Raw genomic sequence first — 24,381 nt, forward strand, 5'->3', positions numbered from 1 at the left:
GTAACCTAACGGCTGTAGACTTGATTATCATGCTCGAATTATGAAATGTCACAGTTGCGTTGATGCCGTCGTTTCGTGTGCATGCTACTCTCAGAGAGTGCATGGTGGCAGAGCGACGGCGCAACGGTAAGGAACAAACCGGCACTTCAAGCCTTTTGAGCCCAACTCTGACCGATCCGGACATGCATGACGACTCAACAGATTTTGGCTTTCGCCGTCATCGGCCTGATGATGGTTGCCTTCATGTGGGACCGTATCCGCTACGATGTGGTGGCGGGGCTGACCCTTCTGGCAGCCGTTGCCCTTGGCCTTGTGCCAGCCGATAAGGCTTTTTCCGGGTTCAGTGACGATATCGTTATCATCGTCGGCAGTGCTCTGGTGGTTAGCGCCGGGGTGGCGCGGTCGGGTCTGGTCGATGCTGCGATCAAACGCTTCTTTCCCAACCTGACATCGATGCGCGCCCAGATCCTGCTTCTGGTGCTGACGGTGACAGTGCTGTCGGCCTTCATCAAGAATATCGGCGCATTGGCCATCATGATGCCGGTCGCTTTCCAGTTCTCGAAGAAGTCAGGGACGCCGGTCTCCGCCTTCCTGATGCCGATGGCGTTTGGCGCGCTTTTGGGCGGGTTAATGACCCAGATCGGCACTTCGCCCAATATTGTCGTGTCCAAGCTGCGAGGCGAACTGACCGGCACGCCTTTCACCATGTTCGACTTCACCCCTGTCGGCGCGATCCTGGCCGTTGCCGGGGTGATTTTCCTGATGCTGTTCTATTGGCTGGTGCCCAAGCGCCAAAACCAGAACCCGACTTTGCAGGAAGCGCTCGGCAATTCCAATTTCTCTACTGAGGCGACCCTACCCGAAGGCTCTGCGTTATCAGGCAAGCCGCTGCGCGATCTGTTGAAAACCACCGCCGGCGAAGTGATCGCCACCGCCATCCTGCGCGGCCACAGCCGTATTTCGCCTTTCCCGGATATGGTGTTGAAAGAGCAGGACACATTGCTGCTGGAGGGACCATCCGATGCGCTTGACCGGCTGGTCAGCCAATCCGGCTTGAAACTGTCGGGCCGGGAGATCGGTTCGGGCGGTGAAATCACTGCCATCGAGGCGGTGGTCGGGCCGGGGTCGCCGCTGGAAGGCCTGACGGCCCGCGATGTTTCTCTGTTCAATACCTATGGCATCAACCTCCTGGCCGTCAGCCGCCGCGGCAAGCGGCTGAAGGAGCGGCTGGCGCATGTGGCCTTGCGCGCTGGTGATGTCGTCGTGCTCCAGGGCCGGCGCACCGCCCTGCCAGCCGTATTGCAGACTCTGGATTGTCTGCCGCTGGCAGAGCGCGAAATCCTGCTCGGCACCAGCCGCAGCGCGCTTATCCCGGTGCTGATCCTGATTGCCGCGATGGGATCAACCGCAGTCGGTCTGGCACCGGTGCCGGTTGCCTTCTTTGCCGCTGCCCTGGCGATGGTGGTGTTCCGGGTCATCCCGCTCAACGATTTCTATCAGGCTGTCGATGGTCCGATCCTCGTCATGCTGGCGGCACTGATCCCGGTCAGCGATACTCTGCGCAGTACGGGTGGAACCGATGTCATTGCCGGTTGGCTTGGCCATGTTGCCCATGGGCTGCCGCCTTACGGTGCGCTGGCGCTGATCCTGGTGACCGCCATGGCGGTAACGCCGTTTCTCAACAACGCCGCTACAGTTCTGGTCATGGCGCCGATAGCCGCCAGCTTTGCCCATAATCTCGGCTTCCGGCCCGACGCCTTTCTGATGGCGGTGGCAATTGGCGCCGGTTGTGATTTCCTGACACCGATCGGTCATCAATGCAACACGTTGGTGATGGGGCCGGGCGGCTATAAATTCAGTGATTATCCACGCCTTGGCCTGCCGCTGTCGCTGTTGATCATTCTTGTTGCTATCCCGGCACTGATCGTCGTCTGGCCATTGAAATAGCCATGGCTCAGCAGGGCCTGAAATGTAGAGGGCCTGAAATGCCGAAAGCCTGCGTTGGCGGAACGCAGGCTTTCAAGCGGGGGACGGGGGTTTTAGGCTCGCGGGATTCACAACCGCTTTCCTGCACTCCTAACGGGCAACACCGGAAATGGTTCCGCCCAATCTGATTTTTTTCGCAATCTTTTTCAAAATCCCCTGTCACCGGCCCATGCGTTCCCGCCGATGCTTGGGTTTTCCTTGACGCTTGGCGTTAGATATGGCCTAAGGCCAGCCAAAGGATTATCGCTGGAAGCCTGCCGTGAGCGTGGCTTTCACCGCGTCCAGATCATCAAAATGCGATGGCTTGGCTCTGCCCGATCCTCGCCTCCATGACCACGAGCAAAATCATGACCACTTCCGGCGTCCGCGTCCGTATCGCTCCTTCTCCCACCGGTGAACCGCATGTCGGCACAGCCTATATCGCGCTGTTCAACTATCTGTTCGCCAAGAAACATGGTGGCGAGTTCATTTTGCGCATCGAGGATACCGATGCGACCCGCTCGACGGCGGAATTTGAACAGAAAGTGCTGGACGCTCTGAAATGGACCGGCCTGACCTGGGCGGAAGGCCCGGATGTTGGCGGTCCCTACGGTCCATACCGCCAGTCCGAGCGCAAGGACACCTATCGTCCTTTCGTCGATAAAATGGTGGCTGAAGGTAATGCGTTCCGCTGTTTCTGCACGCCCGCCCGGCTGGACCAGATGCGCGAAGCGCAGCGCGCCGCGGGCAAGCCGCCCGGCTATGACGGTCTCTGCTTGCATTTGAAGGCGGAAGAAGTCGATGCCCGCGTTGCCGCAGGCGAGCCGCATGTCGTGCGCCTGAAAATCCCAACCGAAGGCTCCTGTGATTTCCATGACGGCGTCTATGGCGACGTGTCGATCCCGTGGGACAGCGTCGATATGCAGGTTCTGCTGAAAGCAGACGGCATGCCGACCTATCACATGGCAAATGTGGTCGATGACCACCTGATGAAGATCACCCATGTGGCGCGCGGCGAGGAATGGCTGGCCTCCGTGCCGAAGCATATCCTGATCTACAAATATCTCGGTCTTGAACCGCCGGTGTTCATGCATCTCAGCCTGATGCGCAATGCCGACAAATCCAAGTTGTCGAAGCGCAAGAACCCGACCTCGATTTCCTATTATTCCGCCCTTGGCTACCTGCCCGAAGCGCTGATGAATTTCCTTGGCCTGTTCTTCATGCAAATCGCCGAGGGCGAAGAGCTGCTGACGATGGACGAGCTGATCGCCAAGTTCGACCCCGACAATCTCTCCAAGGCGGGTGCGATCTTCGATATCCAGAAGCTCGACTGGCTGAACGGACGCTGGCTGCGCGAAAAGCTGACGCCGGACGAATTCTTAGGCCGTGTTCTGACCTGGGCCAGCGAAAACGACAGGCTGACGGAAGGCCTGAAGCTCGCCCAGAGCCGGATCACCAAGCTTGGCGAATTACCGCCACTGGCAGGCTTCCTGCTGGCCAATGATGTCGGCCTGACGCCTGCTTCCTTCGGCGGATTGAAGACCAGCCCGGCGGAAACGCTTGAGATCGTCACCACCGTTCAGGCTGATCTCGAAAAGATCCTCGAATGGAATGTTGCGACGATCGAAGAAGAGTTGCGGGCCATTGCCGACCGGTTAGCTAAGAAGCTGCGGGTCGTGACCCCACCGCTCTTCGTTGCCGTTTCCGGCAGCCAGCGGTCGCTGCCGCTGTTTGACAGCATGGCGCTGCTGGGGCGTTCCGTGGTGCGCCAGCGCCTCAAGGTGGCCATTCAGGTCTTGACCTCCATGGCGGGCGCGGCCTGACAGCTAAAGCTCTCCCCCTTTATTGAGGGAGAGCTTATCATAGCCGTTTTCAACCGCTATGCTCCACAATTGATCCAAGAATTTCGTGCCCGATAGGCGAACCAATGACCGAAGCAAACACCGAAACCGCCCTTTCCTCCGACGCCACCGAAGTGCGCCGCCAGAAACTGGCGCTGCTGCGCCAGCAGATCGGCGATGTCTATCCAGCTCACTTCCACCGCACCGCCACCACGGCTGAACTGGCCGAAAAATATGCGGAGCTGGAGCCAGACACGGAATCGGGCGATACGGTTACGGTTGCAGGCCGCATTTATTCCTCGCGCAATTCCGGCATGTTCATGGACCTGCGTGACGCCTCGGGCAAGATCCAGATTTTCAGCCACAAGGATATGACGCCGGAAGAAGCGCGCGCCATGCTGCCGATGATCGATCTGGGCGATATTGTTGGCGTGACCGGTCAGGTGCGTCGCACCAAGCGCGGTGAGCTGACCATCAACGCCGAAACCATCACCATGCTGACCAAGACTTTGTTGCCGATGCCGGAGAAATATCACGGCGTGACGGATATCGAAGTGCGCTATCGCAAGCGCCATCTCGACATTCTCACCAATGACGAATCCAAGCTGCGCTTCCAGCAGCGCTCGAAGATCGTCTCGGGCATCCGCCGTTTCATGGAAAGCGATGGCTTCATGGAGGTGGAAACCCCCATGCTGCAATCCGTCTATGGTGGCGCGTCTGCCGATCCGTTCAAGACCCATCACAACACGCTGAAGCAGGACATGTATCTGCGCATTGCGCCAGAACTGTTTCTGAAGCGTACGCTGGTCTCTGGCCTTGCCGACAAGATTTTCGAAATCAACCGCAACTTCCGCAATGAAGGCGTGTCCACCCGGCACAATCCAGAATTCACCATGATGGAATGCTACTGGGCCTATGCCGACTACGAAGACGTGATGGATCTGGTCGAGCGCCTGTTTGCCGACCTCGCCATGCGCATTCACGGCTCGACCGAATTTGCCTTTGGCGACAAGGAAATCTCCTTCAAAGGTCCGTTCAAGCGCGTTCCCATGCCGGATGCCGTCAAGGAGGTCACGGGCATCGACTTCCTGGCCATCAAGACCGATGAAGAAGCCCGCGCGGCGGCCAAGGCTGCCGGGTTTGCGGTCGAGAAGGATTGGACCTGGGGCGAATGTCTGTCCTTCATCTTTGAAGAAAAGGTCGAGGGCACGCTGATCCAGCCAAGCCATGTGACGCATTTCCCCAAGGATATCTCGCCGTTTGCCAAGGAAGTGCCGGGCGAGCCGCGTCTGGTCGAACGGTTTGAGACCTATTGCAACGCCTGGGAAATCGGCAATGCCTTTTCCGAGCTGAACGATCCGGAAGAACAGCGCAAGCGCATGGTCGAGCAGCTCGAACAGGCCCATGCCCGTGGCGAAAAGGACAAGCAGCTCGACGACGAATTCCTCGACGCCATCGATCAGGGCATGCCGCCAGCGGGCGGGCTTGGCATCGGCGTCGATCGGTTGATCATGCTGCTGACCAATGCGCCTTCGATCCGTGACATTATTCTCTTCCCGGCGCGGCGCGCCAAGGTCGATTGATCGCGCCGGTCAAGCAGCGAGGCTGAAAAGCTCTATAGCATCGTGCCGATTCGTTTTCTGCACGATGCTATTTCTCCCCCATGCTGTCGTCTTTATCGCAGTGAAATTCCGCGTGGCAGAACCGAGGGCGTGGCGCTAGGCTCTGTTACCAGCGGTTTTGAATCACTCTGCGCCTCGGCTTTCGCAGTGGTTTCTGCTGTCGGCTTATCTGTGCCTGTGACCATGGATTTGATCGAACTCAGCCAGCCCTTACTCTCCACGGTCTGTGGTGTCGGATCGGCTTCGGCCACTGGCGATGTTGCCGCAGGAATAGGTGATGGTGCAGGTGACGCAGGTGCCGGAACGGGTTCTCCTGCCTTTTCGCTACCTGCATGTTCAACACCTTGCTGTTGAGTGGGCGCTTTGTCGGCGTTGGCCTGATGAGGGGCCGCGTTGTCGGAGTGGCTGCCCTCCTCAGCATCGGCAGCCGGGGCGGCGTCATGTGCCGGTGCTGCCGGTTTCTCTTCAGCGCCGAAAATCATGCCTTTAAGCGAGGCGATCAAGCCGGGCTTTTCCTCAGCTGGGGCTTCGCTGCCATGACCCTCGGCTGGAGCCGCTTCACCATGGGCGCTCTGGCCTTCCTTGGCCCCTTCTTTGCTGCCTTCCTTCTTCGTTCCTTCCTTGGAGGCCTCGCCTTCTTTTGCGTGGCCGCCTTCCTTCTTGCTTTCACCCTCTTTTTTGCCTTCGCCTTCAGGTGTGGCAATAACCGGCTTTTCACAAGGGGCCGCGTCTGTCAGCTTGGCCATCATGGTGCTGGCGTCAGCCAGCGGCATTTCCACCCGCTCGCCGTAGAAATCGCCATTGCCATTGGCGGGTTTATCGACATAGCGCGCCGTCAGGCTCTGCATATGTGCAGTTTCGGCCAGTTGGGCAGGATTGGCGATATAGATGACATCGGCGCCAATGGCGCGACCGCGAATGTCGGACTGGTCCTTTGGCCCCTTTTGATCGAGCACCACGACCTGAACGAGATCTGGTTTTTCCGTCTCGGCAACGGATTTGGCGATGCGCAGCGCGGTCTTGATGCGGGTTACGCCATCGGTTGCGTCCGTGGTGACATATTTGCGAACCCACAGCCGATCTTTGCGCTTGATGGTGGCCGATTGCAGTTCCATGCAGGTCAGGCCGTTGACCTCGCTATAGGATGGTCCGAGCAACGCATCACGGCCGATATAGACGGCAGCCGAACCCGTGGCGCCACACAGGACCGCGACGCCGCCGACGATCAGCAGGAGCTTGCGCGACAAATGGATTTTGCCTGGCAATAGCTTCACGACACACGATATCCCATGGCCCACTCCACAAACGCAAAACACCCCTCAGTTTTAGGAGTTTCCTGTTGCCGAAGGCTTAATTGGGTATATTCGTTTTTCTTTATCGTCGGATATTCTCAACCACGGTTAATGAGGGTGTAATCAGTTCCCGTATGAAGTTTAGTTAAGAAGCAGGTTCTGCAATAGATTGAACCTCAAGGGCTTTTCGCCGTGCCACCACCTGTTCGCGCCAAACCGTAAACAGACCCGCTCCCACCACAATGACCGAGCCCAGCACCATATTGCGGGTCAGGCTTTCGCCAAACACCGTTACTGCGATGATTGAGCCTAACACTAACTGGTAATAGGCAATCGGTTGCAGCACCACGGCATTCAAATGCTCATAGGCCTTGATCAGCGAAAAATGCCCGGCAATGCCGGTGCAGCACAGCGCCAGCATCCAGAACCAATCCTGTCTGGCAATCGGAGCCAGGAAAAATGGTGCCATGCAATTGGCCCCGACAAAGCCGACCATGCACATATAAAAAAAGCTGGTGACGGGCGGATCATCACGGCTGACCAGCCGTGTCAGAATGCCGTACAAAGCCCCTGATAACGCGCAGAACAGCGGTAGCACGACCAGCAAGCTGAAACTGCCTGAGCCCGGTGAAAGGATCAGCACGACGCCGAACATGCCGACGAGGATCGCCGTCCAGCGCCGCCAACCAACCTGTTCGCCCAAAAGCGGCACCGACAACAGCGCCACGAAAATTGGCCCGGCGGCAAAGATCGCCTGTGATTGGGCAAGCCCGACATAGTGAAAGGCAGCAATCGACACCAGGATTTGCGCGCCCAGCAACAGGCCCCGCAGGATTTGCAGGATAGGCCGTTTGGTTTTGACTGCTGCGACCAGACCATTGCGGCTGCGGGCGGCCAGAATGAGCGCGAAGATCGCGAAGGCCCAATAGCGCACGGTGGCGACCACGACGGGCGAATAGCTGTCGCCCAGATGCTTTGAAATGCCATCCTGCATGGAAAATACGGTGTAAGCGGCAAAGGCAAAGACATAGCCAAGCGAAGTCGATTTCATCATGTCAACAAACGGAGAAAAGGGCCATCGAAGAGAGGCGAGGCCAGTAAACCAACGGGGAGTGCGGGTGGCGCGAAGACCCTACCTTGTCATCATCGGGGAACGAAAACAACGCCTGAAGCTTATTTACAGTCGAAATCAATCATAAACATCATTGCACAGGGGTAGCCACTTTATTCCAACTGAGTGTCCACCTGAATTTAACGGATCGTCGGGTAAGACCATATGACCGTGAAAATGTGGCGCACCGTCGCCCACAGAAAGGCCCGCAGGCCTTTTCCAGCAACAGGAGAATGCCATGCCTCCAGCAGCCAGTCTCAGCCGCAGGCTTTTGTGCCGAATGACCGGGCGCAGCATGCTGGCGTTTTTCCTGGGATTTGCCGCCATGCCGGCCTTCAGCCAGACGGTGATCCCGGCACCTTCTGTCAATGGTGAGGGGAATGGCGCACCAGGCGGAATGGATTTTCCCGATCCCTATCTCTGGCACGTCACCGGCCTCAAGCCTGGCCAGCAATTGCCGGTTCTGTCGGGTGCAGGCCCGAATTTCCGCATCATTCACGTGCTGACCGAAGGCACGCCTGTCGATATGCAGAACTGCATGGAAAGCCGGGGCGGCTATTGGTGCCGGATCGCCACCGTGGACCGCCCGCGCATCAGCGGCTGGGTGGATGGCCGCTATGTCGTCAAAACCGGTGGCGACCCGCCAGGGATGATTGGCGGCGTGCCGGTCGATCCGGTGATTGAATTGCCTGTTGGCAAGGGGAATGGCGGCCAAGGCAACGGGGGGAAGGGCAGGGGCCAGGGCGGACAGGGTTCCAGCTGGCAGAACAATGGCGGCGGCTATGGCAACCCGTTCGGCAATAGCCAAAGCGGGGCGGGCGGCAATAGCGATGAGTGAGGGTTCGCGGTAACGAAAAAGGGCGCAGCCTTTGCCGCGCCCTCAGACTGCTGACAAAGTCAGCATTTATCCTCGACGTCATGCTCGGCCTTGTGCCGAACATCTAAGAGCGTTAATTTAATCCAACAAATTCAATATCTTATTAAGCGACAGCAGATCCTCGGGACAGGCCCGAGGGTGACGAAATGCCGAGATCGCGGTTTGTCAATAAACTGAGGGCGCAGCCTTTGCCGCGCCCTTTTCCTCAAGATATCGTCGAAATCAGGCGGCCAGCTTCTTTGCCACCATGCCGCGCAGGGTGCCGAGATCCTTGGCGAAGGCGCGAATGCCTTCCGACAGCTTTTCCGTGGCCATTGCATCTTCGTTCAAGGCCCAGCGGAACGCCTTTTCATCCAGCGACACCAGCGGATCGGGCGTGGTCTTTTCTGGCGAAAGCATGCGCGGCAGATCGCCGGTTGCCGCATCCAGCTCATCCAGCAGCGCCGGGCTGATTGTCAACCGGTCGCAACCAGCCAGGGCTTCAATCTCGCCAGCATTGCGGAACGACGCGCCCATGACTATGGTTTCGATGCCATTGACCTTGTAGAAATTATAGATCTGGCGCACCGACACCACGCCCGGATCGGTCTCAGAGGTGTAGTTTTCGCCGGTCGATTTCTTGTACCAGTCGAGAATACGCCCGACGAAAGGCGAAATCAGGAACACCTTGGCTTCCGCGCAGGCAATCGCCTGGGCCTTGGAAAACAGCAGGGTCAGGTTGCAGTCAATGCCTTCCTTTTGCAGCACTTCGGCGGCGCGAATGCCTTCCCAGGTCGAGGCGAGCTTGATCAGGATACGATCCTTCTCGATGCCACGCTCCTTATATTGCGCAATAATGGCGCGGGCCTTATTGAGCGAGGCCTGCGTATCGAAGGACAGATCGGCATCCACTTCGGTCGAGACCCGGCCCGGAACGATCTTGGCGAGCGCCGCACCAACCGAAATCGCCAGCCGGTCGGCGACAGCCTCTGTCACGGCTTCCGAAGCGCCGCCCTTGGCCTTGCCCCATTTGATCGCCTCTTCGAAGGCATCGGCAAACATGTCGGTGCCCAAGGCTTTCAGCACGATGGTCGGGTTGGTGGTGCAATCCACCGGCTTCAGGCGGGTTACGGCCTCAATGTCACCGGTGTCGGCGACAACCGTGGTCATGGCGCGAAGCTGTTCGAGTTTCGAAGTCATCAGGCAATTCCTTCATGTCACATATCAAATGAACACTGGACGGGCATTTGCGTTCCAACACGTCTTTGCGACCTGGGGACCATATCCTCTGTCCTTTGATCTGAATATCGGGATAGAAGGGCATTAAGTCAAGACATTTGTCCGTTGGATTTGACAAATGTTGCATGGCTTGCAATAGTCAGGAGACGGAAAACAGGGGGCAATTCGCATCGTGGTCAAGCTTCGCCGGGAGACCCAGAGCAGCTATTCGGAAGCGGCATCGCTGCGGCTTCGGGCTGCCTGGCTCTATTATAACCAGGGCCTGACCCAGAAGGATGTGGCCGAACGGCTCGGCATCAGCCGCTCCACGGTGATCCGGCTGCTGGATGAGGCGTTGAAGCGCTCCGAAGTGCAGATCTGGATTGCCGAGGGCATCGACGATTGCGTCGAACTGGCGGTCAAGCTGGAAAAGACCTTCGGCCTGGATGAGGCGGTGGTTGTGCCGTCCTCTGCCGGGCAGGATGCCGAAGGCATAGCCCGCGCTGTCGGCCTGGCGCTCGGCCAGTTCCTGACCGAAGTGGTGACTGATAATGCGACCATCGGCGTCGGCTGGGGCCGCACCATGACGGCGTCACTGGCCGGGTTTCGCCCGCCGCGCCGGGAAAATTGCAAGGTCGTCTCGCTGCTGGGCGGCATTGTCGCCGTCCACCAGACCAATCCTATCGACTATACATGGCGGCTGGCCAGCCAGCTTGGGGCGGAATGCTATATGTTCCTCGCTCCGCTGCTGGTCGATAGCGTCGCCACCAAACGGGCGCTGATTGAGGATTGCGGGTTGAAAACCCTCTATGACCTCGCCGAAAATCTTGATTTGGCCGTAGTGTCCTGCGGCGACATCCGCCCGCAATCCACCTCGCTGTCGGAAGGCTTCATCAGCCGCGCTACGCTGAACGAACTGATCGAGGCTGGCTGTGTCTGCGACACCATGTTCAACTTCCTCGATGCCGAAGGCCGCTCGGTCTCCCACCCGATCAACGAGCGGGTCATGTCCGTTAATCTCGACACGCTGAAAAAAGCCAAACACATCGTGATTGCGTCAGGCGGAGCGCATCGCGCTATCGCCATCCACGCCACAATGCGCCGCATCGGGTGCAACACGCTGATTACAGATGAGGCTGCGGCGCGGGAGTTGTTGGGGTTGGCGGGGTGAGAAATGACAGGGTCGTTTGAGGATCTTGCCTGGCGGCGCTCTTGCTATGCCACATAGCCCGAAGGGCCTTTTAATAGTTTCCAATCTATGTTGACTTGAAGAATTCTGCGGCCAATGTTGCGGCGTAATTGTGGATTGCGGTTCGGTCTAACCCTGCTCCATCCATAAACAGTTCAGGTGCAGCTTCTTGTCCTATCTCTGATCCTTCCGGGAGGAAGGTGTAATGACCGACACCTCCCGTCAAAATCTCATATCTACAATTCGGAATATTTTGGAACAGCCATTTGCAGCACTGGTCTGGTGGCGCAACGGTGTCTTCGTCACCGCCTATCAGATGGACAGGTTTGTTGATAGCCTGAAGACTATCCTGAGAGAAACCCAGCACGGAACGACCCGGAGCAATTGCGAATGCCGCGCGGATTCTGCGATCCGAAAAGTCTGAGCGCCTTTGCTCCCAAGACCTTCGAAAAACCGGGTTTTCAAAGAGTTTCGGCAGTTCATCGGCGAGGTTTGGAAATTCTCGCGGCCCACGGATCGGACTCTTTTCCGGGTTGTCGGGCTCGAACTGTGAAAATGCGATACGCGCTCCAGACAGTAAAAGTGCCGTATACGCTCCGGCTGAGAAGCCCGCAGCGAAAATTTGATCGCCTGTCTCTGCCCGCAGTTCGTTGCGCCAATTGGGGTCGTTGAGAATAGCTGTCAGGTCTTTCGCACGCTCCCACATGCAGAGGAACCCTTCTGCGCGAAAAGGTTCAGAGGCAGTATGCCCGTGATGGTTCACCGCTAACGCGATAAAACCCCGCTCAGCCAACCGGAAGCCAAGCCATTCCAAACCAGCCGCTGTGGAGCCTGTTCCGTGCGACAATAGAACAAGCGGCAACGTCCCGTCCGCATGCGCTATCTGCGCGTTGACAGCAACGGGTTGTTTCCTGAACCAGGATTTCTCGACGAGAGGATGAGCGGACGACTTCTCGTCTGTCGGATACCAAGCGGTCCATGGTAGTGGACGCGGAGCAGTGCCATCCCAATTTAGTCGCAGGGGATCGATACTAGAGCCTGTTCTAATACGCCGTCTCATTGATCAAAACCCATTTGCCCACTCTCTGCGTCCGATGGACATGATGCGGCACGGCTGGCTTTCGAGCTTTCGCCAGGCATCGCAGCAGTGAGCGACGATGTCGTCGTAAGATTTGAAGATCCTGTTTGAGAGCCAGTTTTCGCGCATGAAATGCCAAAGGTTTTCGACGGGATTGAGCTCCGGCGACTTCGGCGGCAACGGCAGGATGGTGATGTTGTCGGGCACGACGAGCGTGTTGGACATGTGCCAGCCAGCCTGATCCATGATCTGGATGGCGTGCGCGCCGTCATCGACATGACGGGCGATTTCAGCCAGATGCTGGGTCATTGCGTAGGTGTCACACCATGGCATGACCAGCGCGGAGGCCTTGCCGAGCTTCGGGCAGATGGCACCGAAGATATAGGCCGATCTCGTGCGTTGATCATGCGGCGCGGACGGTCGCGTTCCGCGCTTGGCCCAACGGCGCGTGATCTTCGTTCGTCGGGCAAATGATTCACTGGATCATTTGCTTTTCCGCCTCACTCTGCCCGATCCGGGCCTCGTCCTGGAACCAAATCTCTATTCGTTTTCCTTGGGCTGCTCCGGCAACAATTTCTGCCACTGCGGCTGGGAAACTTTTTTAAAATCGTCAATGGCCTGAGGGTCCTGCGCGTGATGTTTGGGCCGGGCAGCCAGCTTGCGATAGCCCATGGCTCGTACTTCACGGCTCAGCGTTTGCTCGCTCACAGAAACGCGAAACTCTTCCCAGAGCCATTGCGCCAAATCGCACAGACGCCAGCGAACGACGCCGTCGAGATAGGGCGTCGGACCACGCTCGATGGCCTGCGCCAGCGCCGCACGCTGCTGATCGTTCATCCGCGACTGCTGACCGGGAGCCTTGCCATTGATCAGGCCCTGGGGGCCGCGTTCGTTAAAGCGCAGGACCCAGTCCCGGATAATCTGGAGCGTGACATTGCCGAGGCGGGCGGCATCTGACCGCGTGCCGCCGTCATAGATCGACGCGAGCGCCAACAAGCGTCTTACCTGGGCCGCGTCCTTCGTCTGCCGCGCCAGCCGCCGGAGATGGTCTCCATCAAAATCTTCACGCAACGAAATCCCTGATCGCATCGTAAACCTCCGGTTTGCCCCAGAGATTCAGATTCACCGCGATTTGGGAAGCCCAAAGAGTCAACATCAGCAAGGCGACGTATTAGGCCTCGACTCGATCGGTCGGGTGCGCCTACTATTGCTGAGACCTCCTCTGGACTTGCCCGAAAAAAGTGGAGAGCGAAGGCTTCTTCAGGGTGTCAGCTTGAGAGGGATGCTCTCGAACTGAATTGGGCATTTGTAGCCCAAGGAGGAATGTCTTCTTTTTGGATTATAGAAGGCGTCGATGTATTGTCCAATGGCGATTTCAGCTTGGGTCCTTGTTTTGAATACAGTTCGCCAAACCAGTTCTGACTTGATTGTCTTGAACACGGTTTCCACCATGGAATTGTCATAGCAATTGCCCTTGCCGCTCATCGACAGGATGAACCCGTGAGCTTTCAGAAGCTTTTGGTAGTCGGTCGCGCAATATTGACTACCACGGTCGGAGTGGTGAATGACATCCTTCGGCGGTCTGCGGATGGCTATGGCCCGTCGTAATGCCGTCAATGCCAGGTCCTGCTTCATTCGATCACTGGTGGCCCAGCCGATAATACGTCGAGAATAGAGATCGACAACAATGGCCAGATAGAGCCAGCCTTGCGTCGTCCAAACGTAGGTGATGTCAACACCCCACTTCTGATTTGGACCTGTGGCGGCAAAGTCCTGATCCAGAATATTGGGGGCAACAGGCCCTTTGTGATCGCTGTCAGTTGTTCTCTTGAATCGGCGTTTCTGCAATGCCTTCAAACCATTGTCATGCATGATGCGAGCAACCCTGTGGCGACCGACGCAAACCCCGTCTTCCTTCAGTTCCACCGTCATGCGTGGGCTTCCATAGGTTTCATGTGAGGTGGTGAACTGAGCCCGGATATGAGCCAAAAGAACCATGTCCGTCCTTTGCCGCAGGCTTGGTTTGCGTATGTCCCAAGCGTAATATCCGCTTTCACTGACACCCAGAAGCGTGCAGGCACGCTGAACAGGAACATTGGCCTTCTCTGCCGCAATGACCTTGAATTTCATTTCATGGTTTCCTTTGCAAAGAAGGCGGCTGCTTTTTTTAATAAATCGCGCTCCTGACGCAGAATTTCATTTTCCTTGCGAAGACGCGCCAGTTCCTTGGCAGTATCTTCGTGTGGTCCAGAAAGCAGGTCGGCTTCCTTGTGGGCGCTCACCCATTTCCCAAGCGTCGAGAGCCCAACGCCAAGATCATCGGATATTGCACGCAACGGCCTGCCGCTGGTGCGCGCAAGTCGGACAGCCTCAGCTTTGAAAGCATCTGTGAACTTGGCGTGGCGGCCGGGTGAATTCTTCTTCGTGTTCGTCATAGGGCGAAATCCTATCAAAGGTTAGGGATTCGCTCTCCACTTCTTCCGGGCAAGTCCATCACTGCAATCGTGGTCATGTCGATACTCGCGAGATCGCCCTGGTTAAAAAATGCTCTTTGTTGAAGAAGTGTTCGAGGACATCCAAAAATGTTGGGGCTGAAGCATAATGTAAACCTTCTCGTTGACTATGACCCTGCTTGGGAAGACGAATTTGTTCGTGAGCAACGGCGGATCTCAAATGCATTGGGGGCAATTGCCCGCAGCATCGAGCATTATGGGTCTACTGCCGTTAGGGGCATGAAGGCCAAGCCGATCCTGGACATCCTTATCGGCGTTATGCCGCTTGCAGAATGGGAAAAATGCCGGGAGCGGCTCGTGCTGCTTGGATACGACTACGCTGCAAATGCTGGCGTACCGGGGCATCATATTTTTGGTAAGGGAAAGGATCAAACGGAGCGCACCCACCTCGTACATGTCGTGGAATACATGGGAGAGTCTTGGTGCTCAAATCTGGCTTTCAGGGACGCGCTTCGACGGGATCCATCGCTTCGAGACGCTTATATCGCGGAGAAACAACAGGCAATCGCTCGAAACCCCGCGAGCCGCGCAGAATATAATACCCTCAAACAAACATTCATCGATTCTGTTAAAGCAAGCCTGTAGGAGTTTTAAGGCCGCAGAGACAGTTCGGGACCTTTCCTGCTCACCCCACCTGCCCAGCCTCCCACCCCAGCATCGCCCGCTTCCGCGTCAAGCCCCAATGATACCCTGTCAACGCGCCGCTCTTCCCCAGCGCCCGATGACACGGCACCACAAAGGAAATCGGGTTCCGCCCAACCGCTGCGCCGACGGCGCGGCTGGCGGTGGGTTGGCCGATCTTCTGGGCGATGTCGGAGTAGGTGACGGCGCGGCCAAGCGGGATTTGCAGCAGGCTTTGCCAGACCCGGACCTGGAAATCCGAGCCGATCAGCACGACGCGGAGCGGCTGTTCCGCCTGCCAGCAGGCGGGGTCGAAGATCCTGATCACATAGGGTTCGATGGCCAGTGGGTCCTCGACAAAATTTGCCAGTGGCCAGCGCCCGGCCATGTCGGCGTAGCAGGCGGCTTCTTCGCCCGGATCGCAAAAGCCGAGGCCTGCCAAGCCGCGATCCGTCACCATCACCAGCGCTAGGCCGAACGGGGAAGAGTGGAAGCTGTGACGGATGGTCAGGCCCGCGCCTTTGGCTTTCCATTCGCCCGGCGACATCGCTTCATGGCTGACGAACAGGTCATGCAACCGGCCCGGCCCCGACAGGCCAAGCTCCAGCGCGGTTTCCAGCAAAGGCAGGCCTTCATGGCCCAGCAGCCGCTTGGCATGATCCAGCGTCACCGCTTGCAAAAACGCCTTGGGCGACAGGCCAGCCCAGCGGGTGAAGGTTTTCTGCAACTGCGTGGGGGATTGGCCAAGCCGTTCGGCAATGGTTTCCAGCGCCGGTTGCTCCCGGTAGTCAAGCGTCAGCATTTCGATCACCCGGCGCACGGTCTGGTAATCGCTCCCTTCGGGGGTGATGTCGCTGGCGCTTGTTTCAAAACTGCGGGCAAATGTGGTCATGGCACTCTTCCTTTGGCTCAGGCGACTTGACCATGACAGGCCGTGCCGTGCCACCCGTTTCTTGCCATGGGGTGATAGATATCAGATCCGCTGCGTTACCGTCGCCAAGGCACCGCGAAAAGCCTTGGCAAAGCTTTCACGGTCATCGGGATTGAGGAAAGAGCCGACATCGGTGGCTCGGCCTTGCCCCTGCACCGACATTGAGATGATCCCGAATTCCTCGTGGCGGCGGACAAAAAACCGCGCCCAGAACGGATTCCAGCGAAATTCGGTCATCCGTCCCGAGGGGGTGAATTTGCGGATAGAGATGGCGGTGCGCGATACCGTGACTTCCTCGCGGGCTTTGGCCGCCCGGTAATTCAGCCGGAAAGCGCCGTAGAACAGCAGAAAATCCAGCCCGAAGAAAAACCCGATTGGCCAGGCACCCGTCACCAGGAAAAACCCGCCATAGCCGACACAGACCAGGCCGGACAGCATCAGCATAATGCGAAACCCCTTTCGGCCCAGCGACCGATAGGGTACCAGTTCGGCAGCGAAAATCGGTTGATCGGCAACCTCACCCATGGACGCCATCCTTCTTTCCCAACCTGATCATACAGAACCATGAAATCCAGCACGCAAACTTTGAAAAAGTCAATTTCTTCCCCCTCTCAACCCAAGCCAGCGGGACGAAAAGTCGCGGTTCGCAGCGCCTATTCCAAGGCCGAGCTGGAGGAAATCTTCCGGCGGTTTTCCGTGCAGCGCCCGGAACCGAAGGGCGAGCTGGAGCATGTCAACCCGTTTACCCTTGCCGTCGCCGTTGCGCTCTCGGCGCAGGCAACCGATGCGGGGGTCAACAAGGCGACCCGCGCCCTGTTTGCCGTGGCCGATACGCCGGAAAAAATGGTGGCGCTGGGCGAAGAGAAGGTGCGCGATTATATCAAGACCATCGGCCTTTTTCGCAACAAGGCAAAGAATGTCATCGCGCTCAGCCAAAAGCTGATCGACGATTTCGGCAGCGAGGTGCCAAAAACCCGCGAAGAACTGGTGACGCTGCCGGGCGTCGGCCGCAAGACCGCCAATGTGGTGATGTCCATGGCCTTCGGCATTCCGACCATGGCCGTCGATACGCATATTTTACGGATCGGCAACCGCATTCGGCTGGCACCCGGCAAGACGCCGGATGAGATCGAGGAGATCCTGATGCGGATCATCCCCAAGCACTATCTCTTCCATGCCCATCACTGGCTGATCCTGCATGGGCGCTACTGTTGCAAGGCCCGCAAGCCGGAATGCGAGCGCTGTGTGATTGCCGATCTGTGCAAATCGCCGGAAAAGACCTGCGATGTGCCAGCACCGCTGGTGGAGCTACCGCCGCAGATCCTTTGAAAACTGCGGGTCTTTGACCGACAGCATCTTGTGGAGATGCACCATCAGGCCTGCGGCAAACAGCGGCGTCAACAGGTTGAGGATCGGGATTGCCAGAAACGCTGCTATCACCAGTCCGGCCAGGAAGATCGTGCCGGAATGCTTGGCGCGAAATTGCCGCGCCTCGATGGTCGGGCGCAGCCGCATGGCGGCGAATTCGAAAAACTCCCGGCCCAGCAGATAGCCATTGACCAGGAAAAACGCGATCAGGTTGATGCCCGGCACGAAGAGTAGCATGAAGGCGATGAGATTGCCGATGATAACGATGCCGAAAAATTGCAGCGATTGGACAATGGCATCGCCAAGCCGCATGGCCGTGCCGGGCGTATCGGTCGGATAATCCCGTTTTTCCACCACTTCGGCGACATCATCGAGAAACAGGCCAGCAATGATGGCCGTGACCGGCGCCAACAGCAGCGCCAGCACCAATGCGAGGCCAATACTGGCGACAATGCCGAGGATCAGCACCAGCCAACCGGCCCAATCCGGCGTTGCGGGGAAAAATCCGGCAAACCAGGGCCAGAGATAGAAGATGAACAGTTCGCGCAGCGCCAGCCAAAGCCCGGCCAGGGCGGCCAGCGTCAATCCCAGCACTTTCCAGAACACCGAACGGGTTTCCGGCGCAAACAGATTGCGCAGCGACAGCATGGCGGCATCAAGGATCACAGGCAGCTCCCAGGGCAGGACCAGAATGACAGATCAGAACGGTGAGGATGTGGGAGGCGGAATGCCGCTGTGCAAGAGTTGAGAGGGCAAGAGTTGAGAGGGCAAGAGTTAAGAGAGCAAGGGAAGCCCCTTGCTCTCTCGATCAATGTCAATGCAGCTTCTTGCGCGCCGCATCCTCGGCTTTCGTCGCCTGCTTCTTGCGACGTGCCATCATGTTGAGGCCTTCGACAAGGGCGGAGAAGGCCATGGCGGCGTAAAGATAGCCCTTCGGCACATGGAAGCCCATGCCATCGGCAATCAGCGTCATGCCAATCATCATCAGGAAGCCCAGGGCCAGCATGACCACGGTCGGGTTCTTCTCGATGAAGCGGCCCAGCGGGTTGGCAGCCAGCAGCATGACGGTGACGGCGAAGATCACGGCGATCACCATAATAACCACATGTTCGGTCATGCCGACGGCGGTGATGATGCTGTCAACCGAAAACACCAGGTCAAGCAGCAGGATCTGGCCAATGGCAGCCCCCATGGTCGTCGTGGCGGTGCCGATGAAATCGCCTTCCTTGTCAACGGGATCGACGCTGTGATGAATTTCCTTGGTGGCTTTCCAGACCAGGAACAGGCCACCGGCAATCAGGATCATGTCCTTCCACGAGAAGCCGTGGCCAAACAGCGTAAAGACCGGCGTGGTCAGTTGAACGATCCAGGCGACGGTGCCGAGCAGGCCGAGGCGCATGACGAGCGCCAGGCCGATACCGATCTTGCGGGCCTTGTCTCTTTGCCCCTCCGGCAGCTTGTTGGTGAGAATGGAAATGAAGACCAGATTGTCTATTCCCAACACCACTTCCATGATGATCAGCGTGACGAGCGCGATCCAGGCCGCCGGATCGCTGAGCAAATAGGTAAAGTCCTGCATAAAATTGATATCCCCCGTGCAAAAAGCGCTTTGCGACACAAATAGGGAGCCGATACCGCATCAGCAAGGGCGGCAAGTCATGTGAGAGGACCATCACCGCTATCGTGGTGATTAGGCCACAGGATGAGATGGATTTACTCAGTTCGCCCGTTGCGCCTCAGGGTCGTTTTCGGCCTTGCGATCATAGGCGAGCAGGAAAATATGCAGGGCGTTATCGATGATGTAGTCAATTTCCGCCTGCGGCGGCGGCACCTCGATTTCACCGAACAGTCGCTTCTTGAAATAGGCCCCGGTTGCCAGTTCGATGAACTGGCGGGCGGCAAGCTCGGTATCGGCTATGTCGAGACGCCCGGCCTTGACCTGGATATCCAGATAATCTTCCAGAACCGTGCGGACGTTTTCCGGTCCCGACCGCATGAAGCTTTGACAGAGGTGCGGCATACGATCCTGCACGGCCAGCAGCATGCGCATGGCGGGAATCATTTCGCTGGTCAGGATATATTGGGTAAACGCCTTGGCATAATTGCGCATCGCGTTTTGCAAATCGGTCTCTTCCGCCAGGATATCGCGCATTGAGGCCGCAAATTTCTGCTTCTGATTGTTGATCAGAGCGGCAAACAGATCTTCCTTGCTCTGGAAATAGACATAGATCGTCCCCTTGGACACGCCGGCTTCCCGGGTGACATCGTTCATGCTGGCCGCATCGAAGCCATGCTTCATGAAGGCGCGTTTGGCGCCATCCAGAATCTGGTCACGCTTGGCCGGATCTTCACCCGCAGCGAAGCGTCCTGAAGCAGTCTGGGCGGGCTTTTCATCGTCGACGACTGTCATGCTCGGATGTCTTCGCTCTTATGGGGCATTTGCAACACAAAAATTAACTTTAGATGGCGGGCATTCGTTTGTTCTCTTGATATGCGGTATGAATTGGCCTATGTCAAATCGAACCGAACGGTTCCGTTCGATTGTTTCCGCCTTTTGCTGTATGGTGACGTTATGTCTGTTTCTCCCAGAAAGGGCGCCATCCGCGCCGTCGATGCACAGGATCAATCGGTCGATCAGGAGCGTTCCGCCTTGGATGAAGGCGTGACCGGCGAGGCCGGTTCCGATCCGGTGACAGGTGACTCCACGGCGCGCGACGCCAAGGCGCGGGCTGAAACCGCATCGCCTGCCGCGAAGGTGGCGCCCGCCGCAGGCCAGGCCCCGCCGAAGAAGCGCCGCAGCTTTGCGCTGCCGGTCATCGCGCTGGCCGTTTTGGCGGGTGCGGGCTATTACGGCTATAATTACTGGACCGAGGGCCGGTTCATGATCTCCACCGACGACGCCTATATTGGCGGCGATATCGCGGTGATCACCCCGAAGGTGACCGGCTATGTCCAGTCGGTCTCGGTGACTGACAACGATCATGTTAAGAAGGGCGACGTGATCGCCACGCTCGATGACGGCGATTATCGCATTGCGCTCGATCAGGCCAAGAGCCAACTCGCCACGCAGAAATTGACGGTTGACCGTATCGAGGCGCAGGTGCAGGGCGGCGAAGCGGCTCTTCAGCAGTCCAAGGCACAGCAGGCATCCGCCGAGGCGACATTGCGTACAGCGCAATTGTCCTTCAAGCGCGTCACGGATTTGCGGGCTCAGTCCGTGATGTCTCAGTCGGAGCTGGACACGGCAACCTCGACCCTTGCCGTCGCCCAGGCCAATGTGGATGCGGCGGTCGCCGCCGTTGCCTCCTCCGTTTCAAGCATTGCTGTCCTCAAGGCCCAGAAAGCCGAGGCGCAGGCTGGTGTGCTGACGGAAGAAACGGTGGTTGCAAAGGCCCAGCGCGATCTGGATTTCACTGTGCTGCGCGCGCCTTATGACGGTGTGATCGGCAATCTGGCCGTTCAGGTCGGCGATCTCGTGTCTAGCAGCAAGCGGCTTGCCTCGCTGGTGCCCATTGGCCGTCTCTATATCGATGCCAACTTCAAGGAAACGCAGCTTTCCGGTATCGTGCCGGGTTCCAAGGTGCGGGTGCATGTGGATGCCTATGACGAGCATGACGTTGAAGGGACAGTTGTATCGATTGCCGCAGGTTCCGGTTCGATTTTCTCCATGCTGCCGGCGGAAAACGCCACGGGCAATTTCACCAAGGTTATCCAGCGGGTTCCGGTCCGGATCTCCATTCCGCAGGACGTGCTCGACAAGGGTTATCTGCGGGCAGGTCTGAGTGTTGTGGTCGATGTCGACACCCGCACCGCGCCCAAGGCACCTGACGCGAAGTAACACGCCGCTAAGTAAAAAGTACGGCAAGGCACGGATTTCGAGGCAGGATCATGACGGACAATGCAAGCACGGTCGGACCGGGCGCGGTTCCGCAAACGCTGAGCAGGCGCGATATCATCGGCTTTCTGGCGATGGTGTTCGGCATGTTCATGGCCATCCTCGACATCCAGATCGTCTCGGCATCGCTTTCCGAAATCCAGGCCGGTCTTGGGGCCGGTTCTGAGGAAGTCTCCTGGGTACAGACATCCTACCTGATTGCGGAAGTGATCATGATCCCGCTGTCGGGCATGCTGGCACGGATCATGTCGACCCGGGTGCTGTTTTCCTGTGCGGCGGCTGGTTTCACCATTGCCAGCGCCATGGCGGCGACCGCCACCAATATCGAGCAGATGATCATCTACCGCGCCATCCAGGGTTTTATTGGCGGCGGCATGATTCCCTCGGTTTTCGCGGCGGCGTTTACGATTTTTCCGCCCTCCAAACGCAGCATTGTTTCGCCGATCATCGGCCTTGTCGCGACGCTCGCGCCCACCATCGGTCCGACGGTTGGCGGCTATATTAGCCATGCCATGTCATGGCACTGGCTCTTCCTGATCAACGTGTTTCCCGGCATTATCGTTACGCTCGTGGTCTGGACATTCGTGGACTTCGACAAGCCAGACAGATCGCTGCTGGCAAAGTTCGATTGGTGGGGCCTGTTTTCCATGGCGCTGTTCCTGGGCGCGATGGAATATGTTCTCGAAGAGGGCAATAACAAGGACTGGTTTAACGACGAGCGCATTGTTTGGGGCGCTCTGCTGATGACTTTGGGTGGGGTGGTGTTCTTCTACCGGGCCTTTACGTTCGAGCAGCCAGTGGTCGATCTCAGGGCTTTTTCCAATCGAAATTTTGCCTTCGGATCGCTGTTTTCCTTCGTCATGGGTATGGGCCTCTATGGCTTGACCTATCTCTATCCGCTCTATCTGTCACGCGTACGCGGCTATGACAGTCTGATGATCGGCGAAACAATGTTTGTTTCCGGCCTTGCGATGTTCCTGACAGCGCCGCTTGCTGGCATATTGTCCACGAAAATGGACCCGCGACTAATGATGGCCTGCGGCTTTACCAGTTTTGCGCTCGGCACCTATATGGTCACGGGTATGACCGCTGACTGGGATTTTTACGATTTGCTGGTGCCGCAAATCTTGCGTGGCTGCGCATTGATGACGTGCATGGTTCCGATCAACAATATTGCCCTTGGCACTCTTCCTCCCGAGCGGATCAAAAATGCGTCCGGCCTCTACAATCTGACACGAAATCTCGGTGGTGCCGTCGGGCTGGCGATCATCAACACACTGTTGACCCGGCGCACGGACGAGCATTATGCACGCATGGTCGAACATGTGACCTGGAGCAAGCCAGCGGCGATGAACTGGCTCGAAACGCTTTCGTCCAATTACGCGTTTCATGGTCTTGATGGTGATAATGCAGCCTTGAAAAAGCTGTCCGGCATGGTCAACCAGCAGGCCTGGATCATGGCTTTTATGGATGTATTTTTAGGGATCACAATCTTGTTTATTGCGCTAACGGCACTTTCAACGATGATAAAAAAACCTGAAGGTGCCGTGCCCGCCGATGCGGCGCACTAATTGATTTGACTTTCCGCCAGAGAAAGCAAGTCAAGTCTTCGTCGGGTAAAAGACCCCCCGTCATTCTGGTTAGGTAGAGGTTTTTACCTGACCATTAGTTCCCGCGATCCACCGCAGAAAACTTGGCCGCCCTCAACAGGCGGCCTTTTTTTGTGCGCTTCTGATGTACGTACATCAGAAAATGATTTACGGAGGCGGGGCCATGGGATAAAGGTCAGATCCTGACGGAGAGATGTGTGTATGAAACCCACGGTTCATGACATTGCGGCACAGGCGGGCGTCAGTTTGGCGACGGTGGACCGGGTTTTGAACAATCGCACCGGCGTCAGTGCTTCGACCCGCGCCCGCGTGGAAAGCGCCGTCGGCATGCTCGGCTATGTTCGGGATTTGGCGGCTGCCAATCTGGCCAAAGGCCGGATTTATCCTTTCATCTTCATCCTGCCGGCCAATGACAATTCCTTTATGTGCGGTCTGCGCCTGCAAGTGCTCGACGCCGCCAGCCGAGCTGGCATGGAGCGAACCCGCATCGATATTATCGATGTTGCGGCTTTCGATGCCGCATCTTTGGTTGCGGCCCTGGACGATGCTGCCGCATGCCAACCCGCTGGTGTGGCCGTGGTGGCGGTGGATGCGCCGGACGTAGCTGCGGCGGTCGCGCGGTTGCGTGCTGCTGGCATACCGGTGGTGACACTGGTCTCGGATCTCAGCGGTGCCGAGCGCGACCATTTTGTCGGCATAGACAACCGTGCCGCCGGGCGCACGGCAGCCAGCCTGCTTGGCCGGTTTACCGGCGGACGGCAAGGGACCATTGCAATTGTCGCCGGGTCGATGCTGGTGCGCGACCACCGCGACCGGTTCGAGGGGTTTCGCGCTGTGATGGCTGCTGAATTTCCGCAATTGACCTTGCTGCCGGTGCTGGAAGGCCGTGACGATCCGCATCATGTCGAAACCCTGCTGCACGATCTGTTTTCGCAATCGCCGGATATAACAGGCCTCTACAGTCTGGGTGCAGGCAATCGCGGCTTGATCGCTGCATTGGAACGGCTGGATGCCGGCCATCGCCCCCTGGTGGTCGCCCATGAATTGACACCGGTGACGAGAGCGGCACTGATCTCCGGGCTGATCGATGCGGTGTTGAACCAGGACGCCGGCCATGAAGTGCGCAGCGCCATCCGGGTGCTGAAGGCCAAGGCCGATGGTGCGGCTGTGTTGGCGGCGCAGGAACGTATTCGTCTCGACATATTTCTCAAAGACAATCTGCCAGAGCAAGAACAGCGATAACAGGCAGCGATAACAGGCAGGATAGGGAG

Annotated in this window: 20 protein-coding genes and 1 pseudogene; 10 read left to right on the forward strand and 11 right to left on the reverse strand. The window is 57.7% G+C overall.

Annotated features, from left to right (window positions below):
• The first annotated feature begins 186 nt into the window (after nucleotides 1-186).
• From H1Y61_RS04535 to lysS, 3 genes are all read left to right on the forward strand, one after another.
• Nucleotides 187-1,947, forward strand: coding sequence for an SLC13 family permease (locus H1Y61_RS04535; RefSeq protein ID WP_174111791.1), 1,761 nt, complete (start codon nucleotides 187-189; stop codon nucleotides 1,945-1,947).
• Between the two features lie 386 nt (nucleotides 1,948-2,333).
• Nucleotides 2,334-3,788 (forward strand): glutamate--tRNA ligase, encoded by a 1,455-nt coding sequence (gene gltX, locus H1Y61_RS04540; protein ID WP_180573836.1) that lies wholly within the window; start codon nucleotides 2,334-2,336, stop codon nucleotides 3,786-3,788.
• Nucleotides 3,789-3,892: 104 nt separating this feature from the next.
• Nucleotides 3,893-5,389 (forward strand): lysine--tRNA ligase, encoded by a 1,497-nt coding sequence (lysS, locus tag H1Y61_RS04545; RefSeq protein ID WP_180573837.1) that lies wholly within the window; start codon nucleotides 3,893-3,895, stop codon nucleotides 5,387-5,389.
• 92 nt (nucleotides 5,390-5,481) lie between these two features.
• On the opposite strand, the gene H1Y61_RS04550 is transcribed toward lysS, so the two are convergent.
• Nucleotides 5,482-6,702, reverse strand: coding sequence for a hypothetical protein (locus H1Y61_RS04550; protein ID WP_180573838.1), 1,221 nt, complete (start codon nucleotides 6,700-6,702; stop codon nucleotides 5,482-5,484).
• A 163-nt stretch (nucleotides 6,703-6,865) separates the two neighbouring features.
• Nucleotides 6,866-7,771, reverse strand: coding sequence for a DMT family transporter (locus H1Y61_RS04555; protein ID WP_180574409.1), 906 nt, complete (start codon nucleotides 7,769-7,771; stop codon nucleotides 6,866-6,868).
• 298 nt (nucleotides 7,772-8,069) lie between these two features.
• Here H1Y61_RS04555 and H1Y61_RS04560 point away from each other — a divergent pair, with 298 nt between their 5' ends.
• A complete protein-coding gene (locus H1Y61_RS04560; RefSeq protein WP_180573839.1) occupies nucleotides 8,070-8,669 on the forward strand; it encodes an SH3 domain-containing protein in 600 nt (199 codons plus the stop codon).
• Between the two features lie 261 nt (nucleotides 8,670-8,930).
• Here H1Y61_RS04560 and tal read toward each other — a convergent pair whose 3' ends face one another.
• Complete coding sequence (gene tal / locus H1Y61_RS04565) at nucleotides 8,931-9,887, reverse strand: transaldolase (RefSeq protein WP_180573840.1); 957 nt, start codon at nucleotides 9,885-9,887, stop codon at nucleotides 8,931-8,933.
• A gap of 211 nt (nucleotides 9,888-10,098) precedes the next feature.
• On the opposite strand from tal, the gene H1Y61_RS04570 reads away from it, so the two are divergent.
• The gene (locus tag H1Y61_RS04570) at nucleotides 10,099-11,076 is read left to right on the forward strand and encodes a sugar-binding transcriptional regulator (protein WP_180573841.1); all 978 of its coding nucleotides are present in this window, start codon (nucleotides 10,099-10,101) and stop codon (nucleotides 11,074-11,076) included.
• Nucleotides 11,077-11,161: 85 nt separating this feature from the next.
• Here H1Y61_RS04570 and H1Y61_RS04575 read toward each other — a convergent pair whose 3' ends face one another.
• From H1Y61_RS04575 to H1Y61_RS04585, 3 genes and pseudogenes are all read right to left on the reverse strand, one after another.
• Complete coding sequence (locus tag H1Y61_RS04575) at nucleotides 11,162-11,956, reverse strand: alpha/beta hydrolase family protein (RefSeq protein WP_235680831.1); 795 nt, start codon at nucleotides 11,954-11,956, stop codon at nucleotides 11,162-11,164.
• Nucleotides 11,957-12,157: 201 nt separating this feature from the next.
• Nucleotides 12,158-13,261: pseudogene (locus H1Y61_RS04580) on the reverse strand (IS630 family transposase).
• Between the two features lie 171 nt (nucleotides 13,262-13,432).
• Nucleotides 13,433-14,607, reverse strand: a protein-coding gene (locus tag H1Y61_RS04585; RefSeq protein ID WP_235680773.1) for an IS3 family transposase whose coding sequence is annotated in 2 segments (ribosomal slippage) — nucleotides 13,433-14,331 and nucleotides 14,331-14,607 — 1,176 coding nt in all. Because the reading frame shifts where the segments join, the coding sequence is not laid out codon by codon here.
• A 147-nt stretch (nucleotides 14,608-14,754) separates the two neighbouring features.
• Between H1Y61_RS04585 and H1Y61_RS04590 the strand changes: the two genes are divergently transcribed.
• The gene (locus H1Y61_RS04590) at nucleotides 14,755-15,270 is read left to right on the forward strand and encodes a GrpB family protein (RefSeq protein ID WP_180573843.1); all 516 of its coding nucleotides are present in this window, start codon (nucleotides 14,755-14,757) and stop codon (nucleotides 15,268-15,270) included.
• 40 nt (nucleotides 15,271-15,310) lie between these two features.
• On the opposite strand, the gene H1Y61_RS04595 is transcribed toward H1Y61_RS04590, so the two are convergent.
• Nucleotides 15,311-16,198, reverse strand: coding sequence for a methylated-DNA--[protein]-cysteine S-methyltransferase (locus H1Y61_RS04595; protein ID WP_180573844.1), 888 nt, complete (start codon nucleotides 16,196-16,198; stop codon nucleotides 15,311-15,313).
• 81 nt (nucleotides 16,199-16,279) lie between these two features.
• Nucleotides 16,280-16,762 carry a DUF2244 domain-containing protein gene (locus H1Y61_RS04600; RefSeq protein WP_180573845.1) on the reverse strand — a complete coding sequence of 161 codons (483 nt, stop codon included), beginning with the start codon at nucleotides 16,760-16,762 and terminating at the stop codon, nucleotides 16,280-16,282.
• A 39-nt stretch (nucleotides 16,763-16,801) separates the two neighbouring features.
• On the opposite strand from H1Y61_RS04600, the gene nth reads away from it, so the two are divergent.
• Complete coding sequence (nth, locus tag H1Y61_RS04605) at nucleotides 16,802-17,566, forward strand: endonuclease III (RefSeq protein WP_180573846.1); 765 nt, start codon at nucleotides 16,802-16,804, stop codon at nucleotides 17,564-17,566.
• Here the strand turns inward: nth and H1Y61_RS04610 are convergent.
• From H1Y61_RS04610 to H1Y61_RS04620, 3 genes are all read right to left on the reverse strand, one after another.
• Nucleotides 17,546-18,271, reverse strand: coding sequence for a sulfate transporter family protein (locus H1Y61_RS04610; RefSeq protein ID WP_087729232.1), 726 nt, complete (start codon nucleotides 18,269-18,271; stop codon nucleotides 17,546-17,548). The two genes, nth and H1Y61_RS04610, sit on opposite strands and share 21 nt — an antisense overlap.
• A gap of 148 nt (nucleotides 18,272-18,419) precedes the next feature.
• Nucleotides 18,420-19,184, reverse strand: coding sequence for a TerC family protein (locus H1Y61_RS04615; protein WP_015917177.1), 765 nt, complete (start codon nucleotides 19,182-19,184; stop codon nucleotides 18,420-18,422).
• A gap of 138 nt (nucleotides 19,185-19,322) precedes the next feature.
• The gene (locus H1Y61_RS04620) at nucleotides 19,323-20,015 is read right to left on the reverse strand and encodes a TetR/AcrR family transcriptional regulator (RefSeq protein WP_174111778.1); all 693 of its coding nucleotides are present in this window, start codon (nucleotides 20,013-20,015) and stop codon (nucleotides 19,323-19,325) included.
• A gap of 162 nt (nucleotides 20,016-20,177) precedes the next feature.
• Between H1Y61_RS04620 and H1Y61_RS04625 the strand changes: the two genes are divergently transcribed.
• The 3 genes from H1Y61_RS04625 (at nucleotide 20,178) to H1Y61_RS04635 (ending at nucleotide 24,352) form a co-directional block, all read left to right on the forward strand.
• On the forward strand, nucleotides 20,178-21,443 hold the full coding sequence (locus H1Y61_RS04625) for an HlyD family secretion protein (RefSeq protein ID WP_235680832.1): 1,266 nt from the start codon (nucleotides 20,178-20,180) through the stop codon (nucleotides 21,441-21,443).
• 50 nt (nucleotides 21,444-21,493) lie between these two features.
• Nucleotides 21,494-23,071, forward strand: a complete 1,578-nt coding sequence (locus H1Y61_RS04630) for a DHA2 family efflux MFS transporter permease subunit (RefSeq protein WP_180573847.1) — start codon at nucleotides 21,494-21,496, stop codon at nucleotides 23,069-23,071.
• Between the two features lie 240 nt (nucleotides 23,072-23,311).
• On the forward strand, nucleotides 23,312-24,352 hold the full coding sequence (locus H1Y61_RS04635) for a LacI family DNA-binding transcriptional regulator (protein WP_180573848.1): 1,041 nt from the start codon (nucleotides 23,312-23,314) through the stop codon (nucleotides 24,350-24,352).
• The last annotated feature ends 29 nt before the right edge of the window (nucleotides 24,353-24,381 follow it).

This window comes from Agrobacterium vitis, from assembly GCF_013426735.1.
In the GTDB taxonomy this organism is placed as follows: domain Bacteria; phylum Pseudomonadota; class Alphaproteobacteria; order Rhizobiales; family Rhizobiaceae; genus Allorhizobium; species Allorhizobium vitis_D.